The organism is Helicobacter ibis, assembly GCF_027859255.1.
Classification (GTDB): domain Bacteria; phylum Campylobacterota; class Campylobacteria; order Campylobacterales; family Helicobacteraceae; genus Helicobacter_D; species Helicobacter_D ibis.
Window position 1 is genome coordinate 434,636 of record NZ_JAQHXR010000002.1, and the last position, 12,114, is coordinate 446,749.

Annotated in this window: 10 protein-coding genes; 3 read left to right on the plus strand and 7 right to left on the minus strand. The window is 31.7% G+C overall.

Translation table 11 applies throughout. The features are described 5' to 3' along the window. Positions 1 to 4: 4 nt before the first annotated feature. Positions 5 to 487, minus strand: a complete 483-nt coding sequence (locus tag PF021_RS05580; RefSeq protein ID WP_271021449.1) for an SPASM domain-containing protein — start codon at positions 485 to 487, stop codon at positions 5 to 7. A 357-nt stretch (positions 488 to 844) separates the two neighbouring features. Here PF021_RS05580 and PF021_RS05585 point away from each other — a divergent pair, with 357 nt between their 5' ends. From PF021_RS05585 to PF021_RS05595, 3 genes are all read left to right on the plus strand, one after another. Next, positions 845 to 1,534 carry a class I SAM-dependent methyltransferase gene (locus PF021_RS05585; protein ID WP_271021450.1) on the plus strand — a complete coding sequence of 230 codons (690 nt, stop codon included), beginning with the start codon at positions 845 to 847 and terminating at the stop codon, positions 1,532 to 1,534. Between the two features lie 72 nt (positions 1,535 to 1,606). Beyond that, positions 1,607 to 3,190, plus strand: a complete 1,584-nt coding sequence (locus PF021_RS05590) for a flagellin B (RefSeq protein ID WP_271021451.1) — start codon at positions 1,607 to 1,609, stop codon at positions 3,188 to 3,190. A gap of 54 nt (positions 3,191 to 3,244) precedes the next feature. Further along, entirely contained in the window at positions 3,245 to 5,227 is a 1,983-nt protein-coding gene (locus PF021_RS05595) for a motility associated factor glycosyltransferase family protein (RefSeq protein ID WP_271021452.1), read from the plus strand. Positions 5,228 to 5,312: 85 nt separating this feature from the next. Here PF021_RS05595 and PF021_RS05600 read toward each other — a convergent pair whose 3' ends face one another. The 6 genes from PF021_RS05600 to PF021_RS05625 form a co-directional block, all read right to left on the minus strand. After that, a complete protein-coding gene (locus tag PF021_RS05600; RefSeq protein ID WP_271021453.1) occupies positions 5,313 to 5,756 on the minus strand; it encodes a DUF2726 domain-containing protein in 444 nt (147 codons plus the stop codon). Further along, positions 5,757 to 7,358, minus strand: a complete 1,602-nt coding sequence (locus tag PF021_RS05605) for a lytic transglycosylase domain-containing protein (protein ID WP_271021454.1) — start codon at positions 7,356 to 7,358, stop codon at positions 5,757 to 5,759. Between the two features lie 9 nt (positions 7,359 to 7,367). Then, positions 7,368 to 7,661 carry a YggT family protein gene (locus PF021_RS05610; RefSeq protein WP_271021455.1) on the minus strand — a complete coding sequence of 98 codons (294 nt, stop codon included), beginning with the start codon at positions 7,659 to 7,661 and terminating at the stop codon, positions 7,368 to 7,370. 10 nt (positions 7,662 to 7,671) lie between these two features. Next, positions 7,672 to 8,985: a glutamate--tRNA ligase gene (gene gltX / locus PF021_RS05615; RefSeq protein ID WP_271021456.1), complete on the minus strand. Its 1,314-nt coding sequence runs from the start codon at positions 8,983 to 8,985 to the stop codon at positions 7,672 to 7,674. Positions 8,986 to 9,076: 91 nt separating this feature from the next. Beyond that, a complete protein-coding gene (gene flgE, locus PF021_RS05620; RefSeq protein ID WP_271021457.1) occupies positions 9,077 to 11,368 on the minus strand; it encodes a flagellar hook protein FlgE in 2,292 nt (763 codons plus the stop codon). Positions 11,369 to 11,439: 71 nt separating this feature from the next. Next, the gene (locus tag PF021_RS05625; protein WP_271021458.1) at positions 11,440 to 12,114 is read right to left on the minus strand and encodes a di-trans,poly-cis-decaprenylcistransferase; all 675 of its coding nucleotides are present in this window, start codon (positions 12,112 to 12,114) and stop codon (positions 11,440 to 11,442) included.

The following is a 12,114-nucleotide window of genomic DNA, read 5'->3' on the forward strand; positions in this document are numbered from 1 at the left end:
AAATTTAATACACTTCATTCCACCAAGATGATTTACATATCTTGCATACATCAAGCATACCTTCTTTATTATCTCCGATTTTATACCGTGTGCATATATCCCTATGCAAACTACTATTCCAAATATTTTCTATCGTTTGGCTATATATATTCCCAAAACTAAGTAGAGTTACATCCCTACTAGCCAACATACCTCTTTGAAATTCACATTTAGTTACACTTCCATCTGGCAAAACATATAAACTAGAACTGATAAATCCGCAACTATGTCTTTTGTTTGGGATATTGTTAAATTCATTTTGTTCCCAATATTTATTGCTTGGATTATATAAATCAACATAAAAATCATCTCTAAATTTGGACACTTCAAACATAAAATCCAATGCTTCTTTATAGAGTTCAATTTCATGCTGAATAGTAAGTTGGCATTTTATATCGAAATCATTATCTTTTAAAAATTGTAAGTTTTGACAAATTTGAAATTTCATATTATCTTATAAAATAGAAGCTTCGTGCATATTTAATATTAACTTCTTGCTTTAATGTATCCTCTTAAGATACATAAATCACTAGATACTACCTTTTTATTAATTTTTATAATTTTCATCAGTGCTCCTTAAACAATAAAAACGCAAAATCATAACCAAATATATCTTGTTTCAATATATTGATTAAATAAAAATATAGACAAATCAACAAAATATTTCTGAATCCACCAACATATCATAAATAATATTTAAGATTTCAAAATTACTAACCACACATGTATATTTTTGCTTTAAATTTAAACTCAATTTAAAAAAAAATCAGATACTCTGGTAAAAAATTATAAATCGAGGTTAAGCATGATGAAGAACAATTGGGACTTAAGTTATAAAAATGGATATAATCATAACCTATATCCCAATGAAGAGCTCATTAGATTCTTAAACACTTTTATAAAAAAGCAAGTTGATATTGGACAATTCAAAAATATATACAATAACACTACAAATCCACCCCCCCCCCCCACCTCTAATATCTCGACTTTAAATATACGAGCACTAGATTTTGGTTGTGGAATAGGAAGACAAACCCTGTTTTTAAGTGAGTTTGATATAGAAAGCCATGGTATAGATATATCTAAACAAGCAATAGATAAAGCAAAAAAACTTTCAGAACAATTAAATATAAAAGCTATCTTTGAAATATATGACGGAAAAAATATAAAGTTTCGTGATAATTTTTTTGATTTTAGTATTAGTTTGGGAGTTTTAAATTGCATACCAATAGCTAACCTACCTAACATACTAAGAGAAATAAAAAGAGTTACTAAAAAATACTGCTTTTTTACTTTGATTGGAGATATATCACACAAAATAAAATATAACATTGATAATAAAAATTTCAATCCTATAGAATTTTATTTTAATGATGAGAATATTTTTGAAATATTTAATGAATTTCAAATCATAAATATAAATAAAAATACAAAAGAAAGTCTAATTAACAGAGATATATACACTACTTACTCTATAACTTTACAAAAAAATTAACCTAAAATTTTTCAAATTGGAACATTACTTGCTTATATCAGATTTGAAAATTTAAATTGCAAAGGATGCATAATGAGTTATAGGATTTACACAAATGTCAATGCGTTAAATGCACATACTTCTGGTCTTGTAAATAACAGAAATATGGCAGAGTCGCTAGAAAAATTAAGTTCTGGTTTGAGAATTAATAAAGCAGCAGACGATGCTTCTGGTATGGCAATTGCTGATAGCTTAAGATCTCAAGCAGCAGCACTAGGTCAAGCTACTAGAAATGCAAATGATGCAATCGGTATGATACAAACTGCCGATAAAGCTATGGATGAGCAAATAAAGATTCTAGATACAATTAAGACTAAGGCTACTCAAGCAGCTCAAGATGGTCAAACAACAACTACAAGAAATGCACTTCAAAGTGATATTCTAAGACTTATGGAGGAGCTTGATAATATAGCAAATACTACAAGCTTTAATGGACAACAAATGCTATCAGGTGCTTTTACAAACAAAGAATTCCAAATTGGTGCTTACTCAAACACAACGGTTAAAGCTTCAATTCAACCTACAAACTCTCACAAAATAGGACATGTTAGATATGAAACAAGTGCTGAAATGGCAGTTAGTGGTGGTGCTGGCTCACTCGGTGAAGTTACACTAAAATTCTTAAATACAGATGGAACAAATAATTATGCAATAGAATCTGTAAAGATTTCTACTTCTGCTGGAACTGGTCTTGGAGCATTATCAGAAGCAATCAATAAAAACTCAGATCAACTAGGCGTTAGAGCTACTTGGAATGTTATGGGTCAAGGTGGTGGAGCAATTGCTAGTGGAACTGTTAGGGGACTTGTTATAAATGGTATCAAAATAGGCGACATAAATGATGTCCAAAAAAATGATATGGACGGAAGACTAATAAATGCAATTAATGCACAAAAAGAAAGAACCGGTGTTCAAGCATCTTTGAGTATCTCTGGTGCATTGCAACTAACAAGCGTTGATGGTAGGGCAATTTCTGTGCAAGTAGATGATGGCGAAGAGGTTTTAAATGGCGTAAATAGTGCTGGTGCACCTGTAGTAGATACAGGATCTTTCATTGGTATATCTGGAACAGCCCATGCAATTATTGGTAGACTAACACTAATTAGGCTTAATGCGAGAGATATTTTAGTATCTGGAACAAACTTCTCAACAATAGGTCTTCACTCTGGTGCTGCTAATATCCAACAAGGTTCTGGTTTAGCACAATACACTGTAAATCTAAGAAGTGTAAATGGTGAGTTTGATTCAAATGTAGCATCTGCAATCGGTGCAAATGCAAATGTAGCAGTTGGATTTGTAAATAAAAATGGTATTGGTGCTGGCGTAACTAGCCTAGAAGGTGCTATGGCAGTTATGGATATGGCACAAAGTGCACAAGAACACTTAGATAGAATTAGAGCAGACTTAGGTTCTGTGCAACAACAACTTGTAGCAACAATTAACAATATAACTGTTACTCAAGTAAATGTAAAATCAGCAGAATCTCAAATTAGAGATACAGACTTTGCAGAAGAATCAGCAAACTTCTCTAAGACTAATATCTTAGCACAATCTGGTAGCTTTGCAATGGCACAAGCAAACCAAGTGCAAAACAACATCTTAAAACTATTGCAATAACTATTAGCCTTTGGCTTCTAGTTATCTACATAACGCAAAATTCAAGGAAGAAATATGTCTAATTCAGAAATAACAAACCCAAGATTAGAAAAGAATCTAAGTGCATTGGCTAAAAAAAATCCTCTACTAGCAGGACAATTAAGACTATTGCAACCAAACAAAAAATATGAAGTTTTTATTGGTGAAGATCCACTAAATATCAATATATATGACAAAGAAGATCAAGTAGCACTATTTCAAAATGAGCCATTAGATGAAGTGCAAAACAAAATAGTAGAGTTTGAATCCTTAAAACTCTATCCATTTTTTTATTTTTTTGGTATAGGTAATGGTATCTTTTTTAAGCTTTTATTGCAGAATAAATCATTAAAAAAACTTTTTATATTCGAGCCTGAATTAGAACTAATATACATAGCTTTAAATTTTGCGGATTTTGAACAAGATATTTTAGACGAAAGATTACTAATTTTTTGGACTAAAACTTCATCTTTTGGCGAACTAGATCAATATTTAGTAAAAGAGGGACAATGGATTTATTCTAGAATCTATAATCTTCATATTTACAATAACTACTATGGTAGATACTCTCAAGAATGCCTCTTTATAAACACCATTCTAACTCGTAGCTTAGAACACCATGTAGTAGCTGTTGGGAATGATTCTACAGATTCTCTAATAGGTATCAAGCACCATATAGCAAACATGCCAAAGATGATAGAAACTCCATCACTACTAGAGCTTATAAAGAATGCAAAAAATACAAATACTGCAATAATAGTATCAACTGGACCTTCTTTATATAAGCAACTAGAACTTCTAAAAGAATATCAAGATTATGTAACAATAATTAGCGTTGATGCGTCTTTTCCTATTTTAGTCAAGCATGGGATAAAGCCTGATATAGTAACAACACTAGAGAGGGTAAAAGAGACAGCAGAGTTCTACAAACAAACACCAAAAGAAGCACAAGAAAATGTGATTTTTGCCATTACAAGCATAGTGCATGAAGACACGACAAACTCTATAAGCAATGGTATAAAAAGCTTTAGCATGAGACCATTTGGATACACAAGATTCTTTGAATTAAAAGAATATGGATATGCTGGGATTGGTATGAGTGCTGCAAATATGGCTTATGAAATAGTTGTTTTAAGCAGATTTGAGAGATGTATATTTATAGGACAAGATTTATCATTCTCAATAGATGGTAAAACTCACTCAAAAGACGCAATCTTTGGCGAAAAAGAATCTCAATACAAACAAAAAGAAAACATAGGAGATAAGATTCTAATAGAAGCATATGGTGGTGATGGATATGTAGAGACGACTTCTGTGTGGAAGATGTTTTTAAACTTCTTTGAAAAAGATATTGCAGATACACCATATCCGCTAGATGTGATAAACTCAACTGAAGGTGGAGCTAGAATCCATGGCACAAGAGAACTATCTTTTAGAGATTCATTAAGTTTGGTTACAAAGGATAAAAAGAAGCAAATAAAATTACAATCTCCAACAAAAGAAAAAATAAAAGAAAACACAAAACAAATTGAATCTAAAGTCAAAGAATTCCTAGAATTCGGCTACAAAAAGAAAAAAAGTGTAGAAAAAACATTCCTAAAAGTAGTCAAAATGACAGAAGAATTAGAAAAACTAAACAAAGAAAACAAACTAGAAAAAATCAATTGGACAAAACTAGAAAAGATTCTAGATGAAATTGATGATATAAAGCTATATTTCCAAGATGATTTATTTATAAAGGCATTCTCCGATGCGGTGCAATCATACATAGTTCATCAAGAATTAGAATTTGCAAAAATAATAGTAAGACCTGTAAATAATCTAATAGAAAAACAAGTCAAACAAATTGATTGGCTTTATGCACATAAATTTTGGCTTTTCTCCCTTGCAGGCGGAATGGACGCTACACTTGAAGTAGTAAAAGAAGAAGCAAAAAACTGGATGAAAATCCCTGAGAAATTCTATAAAGAATCTTATATAAGAACTCTTTCAAAAGGAGATAAAAAGCAAGAAGAATAACTTCTTTATTGCTTTATAAAAGTAGCTAGATTTTTTAAATTACCTGTAACTATCTTAGCTATATCACCTTTTTCATGTATTATAACTAGTGGTATATTTGCGCTTTGAAGTATTTCTTTTTTACCTCATCTCTCATTTGCACCCTTAGTTTATTTGTGCCAAAATGACCACCACCAAAATATTCTAAAACAAACAATGGATTCCTATTTTTCTTCTCATACACTAAAAAATCAACATAAAATTTATTATACAAATACCAATCATCTACTTTTGACTTCAAAAAAGAACTCATACTAACTTGAGGAGCAACCAAACACTTGCTTGTATCTAAAACACGAACTAAAGATGATAAAACTTCATACTCTTCATCATTCAGAAATTTTTTAGAATCAATTTTTGCTGCGTCTGATTTATTAAGGTTATCTAATATATTTTCATACTCAAATAATTCACTTTTTAGTTTTGCTAACTCCACTTCTTTAGCATGTATGTTCTCTTTTATATCTTTTATAGCATCTTTTATTTTCATTCATCTAAGAGTTTCCTTTAAAATATCATTTACCTTTAATTCCTTGCCAAATGCTTTTTGGTAGATAATATAGTTTGCTAAAACTTTCTTTCCATAAAGCCTAGTTTCCTCATAAGGGATAACCTCTAAGCTATACCATGGATCTAGTGGATTTGATTTTTTAAAGACATCATTATTTGCCAAGAATCTCCTAGTAAAACCAGGACCACCATTATAAGCATATGAAATAAACAATGGATGATTATTAAACTCTCTTATTAATGGACGAGTAAAATACTCTGCATATCTAACATTAATCGCAGGATTAAACATATCTAAATATCCTATCTTATCACTTTCATTAAGCTCTTTTGAAATCGCAACTACATTAAATGGCATAAGTTGCATAAGCCCTAAGGCATATGAAGTTGAAATTGCAGTTGGTATAAACAAGCTCTCTTGTCTCCCAAGTGCATACAACAAAGCTTGTTTATCGCTAGAGTATTTTCCAAACACATCTTTATAAGGCATTAGAAAATATTCTATACCTTTTTGCTTATTTAGCCATAGATAATGAGCTTTTGTATTGCTATGGTTTACTGCTTGTATTGATTTTTGCTTATTTTTAGAATCTCTTATACTAACCCACTTAAATGGATCTGTAATATCCCATGAAGCTTTAGTATCATTTGTGCTTACATCATAATGTATCTCATAGCTTGGCTTCATTCCAGTTAATTCCAAACTTGCAATAGTATATATATCTACAGAATCAGACAAACTTAATTCCTGTAAATATTTCATATCTTTACTTGCCATATAGCTCCAAAATAGTGCCCTATTTTTATTTATCTTATATTTTGCACTCTTGCTTGAAAGCATAAAATATTCTAATGCATCTTTATTATCTCCATATTTAATCGCATTTAACCCCAAATAAAATAAATCTTCACTATCTAAAAATTTTGCTACATCGCTAACCTTTAAATTCAAAAACGAAGCATGTAAATTTATATACGATTGATTGATTATTGCGTGTTTCATGGCTCTAAAAAATGTGGTATTTTTGCTGTGTATATATTTAATCAAAGTAGCAGTTGGAATCTCTTTATTTAATTTAGCTCTATATTTTGCACTAACACCAAAATAAAAATTGCCAAAATTTGCTGCACTTCCTTTTATTAACTCACCAAATGGATTGGTGGATGCCATTATTGCTAGATTCCTTGATAGAGTTTTATTTTGTTCTTTTATCTTTTTTGATAGTGATATTAGAGTGTTTTTATCTAGCTTTTCAGCATTCTTTAGCGTTAATGCAGATGCTATGCAGTTTGAATCTTGTTTTATTAGTTTTGATAGTTCCATTCTTTGACAAATTGTTTTTCTTGATAGGGTTTTATTATCTCCCTTTTTATACAAAAGACCAAATAATTTTGCATTCTTTTTATAAGCTAAATCATAAGCTTCTTTAGCCTCTTTAGGTTTTATATCTTGTTGCAAAAATAGCCAAATATAAAAGTCCCTAGAGATTCCAGTAGGTTGCGACTTTAAATAATCTAGCGTTATATCTTTTGCGGCTACAAAACCAACAAAAATAAAAAAAACAAGCAATATTTTTTTCATACATAATCCTTAAAAACTACTTGAAAGCTGGAATAAAAGCCTAACTAAAAATAAATCAATGAACTTCAAAACCAAAATTACGATAATAGGTGCTATATCTACATTTGAAATAGTAGTTGGCACAAACCTTCTAAGCATCGCATAAACTGGCTCTGTTAGCTTATATAAAATCTGCACAATGGGATTGTATGGATCAACTCTAAACCAAGACACAAATGCAGAAATAATAACAATCCACACATATATATTAATAATCATGCTTAAAATTTGTGCAATAGCGTCTATTAATGTGCTTAAAACCATTTTTACTCCTTTAGCTTCTAACTATATCTTTTAAATAATACTTAACAACAGCAAATAAATCGCAAATCTCTGGTCCATGATCACTCCCACTTAACAAGAATCTCAAAGGTTTAAAGAATTTTTTGCCCTTTAGATTCGTAGCTTTTATCAATATATCCTTAAACTCATCATAACTTAACTTTTCTACATTTTCTAAGGATAGAATCTCTTGTTGCAAAATCACAACCTCATCACCAAATTCTGCTTTAAATTCATCTTGTATTATTAGTGATTTTTTAGCAAAGATTCTATCTATTTTATCCCTTAGCTCATTTAGGGTGCTTGCTTCTTGTAAATATATCTTAGCTAACGCTCCAATACTAGAATCCTTATAACCAAGCAATACTGCTAAATCCTGCTCATTTAATAACTTAAAATGCTCTCTATTTAAAAATTTCAGCTTATTAATATCAAACTTGGCTGGTGCTTTTGCTACATTTTCTAATCTAAACCATTCTACGCATTCTTTTAGTGTAAATACCTCGCATGGTGTCTTATTTCCTAAAAGCACGAGATAGTTTAGTATTGCTTGAGGCAAATACCCGCTATCAAGCAACCATTGCACACTTGAGGCACTATCTCTTTTACTCATTTTTTTACCCTCATCATTTAAGATTATAGGCAGATGTGCAAATTCTATATCTTTGTTATAATCCAAACCTCTATGAACTAGAATCTGCTTTGGTGTATTACTTACATGATCTTCACCTCTAATTATGCAATCAATATCAAAAAGCATATCATCAATGGCACATGCAAAATTATAAGTAGGAATCCCATTTTCTTTAATAATCACAAAGCTATCAATTTCATCATTTTTAAATGTTAGCTCACCTTTTATGCTATCTTTAAAGCTTATATCACTACTAGCACCTCTAAGTCGTATTACTGGATTTTTATTTGTATCTTTTTCCAATTCCGCCCAAGAATCATCATACCTAAAAGCCCTCTTTTGCTCCTTTGCTTCCTCTCTTTTTTTATCCAAAAACCCTTTAGTGCAATAACAATAAAAAGCCTTATTTTTAGATATCAGATATTCTGCTAATTGCCTATGTTTAGGGAAATTTTCACTTTGAAAAATAAACTTATCCCATTTTATGCCAAATAGTGTTAGCAAGAACATAATGTCTTTTTCCTTACCCTCTATGTTTCGCTCAATATCTGTATCTTCGATTCTTAAAAGAAATGTATCTTTTTTTTGTAAAGCAATTATATAATTAAAAATAGCAGCCCTTAAATTACCTATGTGCATATCACCTGTTGGACTTGGTGCAAAACGAAGCATTAATAACCTTAATTATGGATTTTTGTAATTTTATCAAAAGAAAGTAGCAAAAGAAAATAAAGAAGATAAAAAGGAGACAAGCTCCTTTTAATTATTGTTTTAACCCTAGAAGAGTGTTTAAAATCTGATCTGAAGTAGTAATCGACTTAGAACTTGCTTGGAATCCTCTTTGAACCACGATTAGTTGAGTTAGACCACGGCTAAGGTCAGAGTTACTCATCTCTAACTTTGAGGCTTCTACATCTGCTCTACCACCACTTCCAGGAGTTCCTATTGTAGCTCTTCCAGAGTTTGCAGATTCTGTATAGATATTGCTTCCTGCTTCTTGCAGACCCTCGTAGTTGGCAAATGTAGCAACTGCAACTTGTGCCAAGGCTAAATTTACACCATTATTGAAGTGTCCTACTAATACCCCAGCAGAGTTGAATGAATAATCTTTTAGCTGACCTGATGGATAACCATCGCCATTTACATTTGTAGCAGATGAATCTAAGCCTGTGCTTGTAAGTCCATCAAAGCCACCTCCCTTACCAAATGCTAAATCTATGCTTTGCGGGAATGCAGCACCATTGTTTGGCTTAAACTCTATCGTAGATGGGTTAAATCCTAATAGCTCACCATTTGGTCCAAATGTTACACTACCACCTTCAAATATATTTGGTCTTTGAACTGGTGCCCCTACTATTTCAGCTGGTTCTGGAACTATTAGTCTAAAGCTCCACTCATTTCCACCTATTTTCTTAAACTCCATGGTAAATTCATGTGGATTTCCTAAACTATCATAGATCTTAACACTTTGTGCATAATTGGCAAGTCTAAATCCACCGGTAGTAGTAGAACTACCACCTTCAGCTAGAACCCCTGTATTCATACCTTTCATAGCATTTTTAAACAATACATTTGTAGTAGTTAATGCATCATTAAATGCAGATACAAAGATATTTAAATTATCAAATTGTGGTGCATCTGCCCTATTTATACCAGGAATTCCAGCTGCAGTGCTATCACTTGCTTTTATTCCATCATGCTTATTTGTAATTTGGAATTGACCATTAGCATTCATAGTTACATTTACTGACCAGTTAGAATCCTGGAATTGACCTCCTCTAATTGCATTTGTAGCAGCACCACTATCTCCACCAAAATTCTTAACTATATTTGCATCTTGCATTATTAATGCTCTTAAATCCTCTGTTGTCCTAAATAGCTTTGAGTTAGAATCTGCATCAGTTTGGTTTGTGTATTTATAAAGATATGCCGTTGTAACTCGTGTTGTTTGCGTAAGTCCATTTGCACCAGCACTATCAGTTTCAAATCCTTGTACAGCACCGCTCATACCAGTAACTCTAATATTTTTCTTAGATGCATCACCATCTAGTTGATTTGGATTTATTAAAACTAAAGTATCTTTACCTTGTGCATTTTGTCTAATAACTGCTTCTACACCTGTTTTATCTTTTAGTTGATTTATAGCTACTTGTGCTGCTAGAAGTGTGCTAGAGCCTGAAGTTGCACTATCATTTTGCCATGTGATTTCTTGACCATTAATAGTTATAGATGATGCACCAACTGCACCAGAAGCAATATGCAAAGGTTCTGTTTCAGCAGTTTGATAGCTAACCCATATGCCTTGACCTGCTTGCAATCTCATAGCATCACCATTTTCATTAAACATTACCCCTAAATCCTGTGCAACTTCATGTTGCACATCTTTAGAATCATAAAGTCTATCCAAACCACCTGCTATATAGTTGTTTGCAGCAGTTGAATCTAATGGGCTAGGACATGTTGTGTATTGAGTTTTATTACCATTTGTTAGATTTATATTACCCACTACTTGTGTTGTTGCTTTTGCTGGAATTGTAAGTCTTGGATCGATTGTTATATTACCTGCTGGCCTACTTGTATCTACCACATCTCTATCTGCTATACCACAATTATTGTCTAATTGCGATAAATCTCTAACCCACCCTTGAACAATAAAACCACTACTATTTACAAAATTACCCTTTGCGTCAAATCCAAATGCACCATCTCTAGTATATACATTTGAATACCCACCATTATTACTTAAAACAAACATGCCCTGACCACTAAGTGCCAAGTCTGATCTTCTATCTGTATTTTGCAAACTACCTTGAGAAAATATCTTTGTGGTAGTTTCAATTCCAGTTCCAAGTCCTACTGAAAGATCATTTACTCCACCATATCCACCATAAGGAGAAGTAGCTGAACGCTTTGTCTGTGAAATCATTGTAGCAAACTCTGCACGAGAATACTTAAAACCATTTGTATTCACATTTGCTATATTATTTGATTCTATATCCAATGCAATTTGGTGTCCTTGCATACCACTAACACCTGCCCATAGAGATCTTAACATTTTCAATCCTTATTTAAAGAAATTATTCAAACAGGATTAAAGCAAATAGTATTCCAATTTTGTAATCAAAATTATTCTAAGATTCCACCAAATTTTCTATTTCTTTTTGAAAACTGCATAACCATACTATCTAGCTCATCTACGCTAAAATCAGGCCATAAAGTATCACTAAAAAACAACTCAGCATAAGCACACTGCCATAATAAAAAGTTAGACAACCTACATTCTCCACCTGTTCTAATCAACATATCAACCTCTGGAAAAAATGCTGTATCTAAGTTTTTTGAAATATTTTCTTCAGTTATTTCTATATCATTTTCTTTCATTTTTAAAAATGCTCTTCTTAACTCATCTCTGCTACCATAGTTTAGAGCAAGTATTTGTGTGATTTTAGAATCTTCTTTTGAATCTAACTCTAGCTGTCTTATGCTTTCTTGTAATGAATCTGAAAAAATACTAATATCGCCAATCGTTCTAAAGGCGACTTTATTTTCAATATATGAATCTCTCTTTTCTTTTATATATCTCTCTAAAAGATCCATTAAAAATTCAACTTCACTCTTAGGACGCTTCCAATTTTCAGTAGAAAAGGCATATAAAGTTAGATATTTGATATCTCTATTAAGACAAAATTCTGTAATTTTTTCTATATTTTTTGCACCTTCTTGATGTCCGAAGATCCTAGGGCGAAATCTTTTCTTAGCCCATCTACCATTACCATCCATTATTATTGCTAGATGATTCAT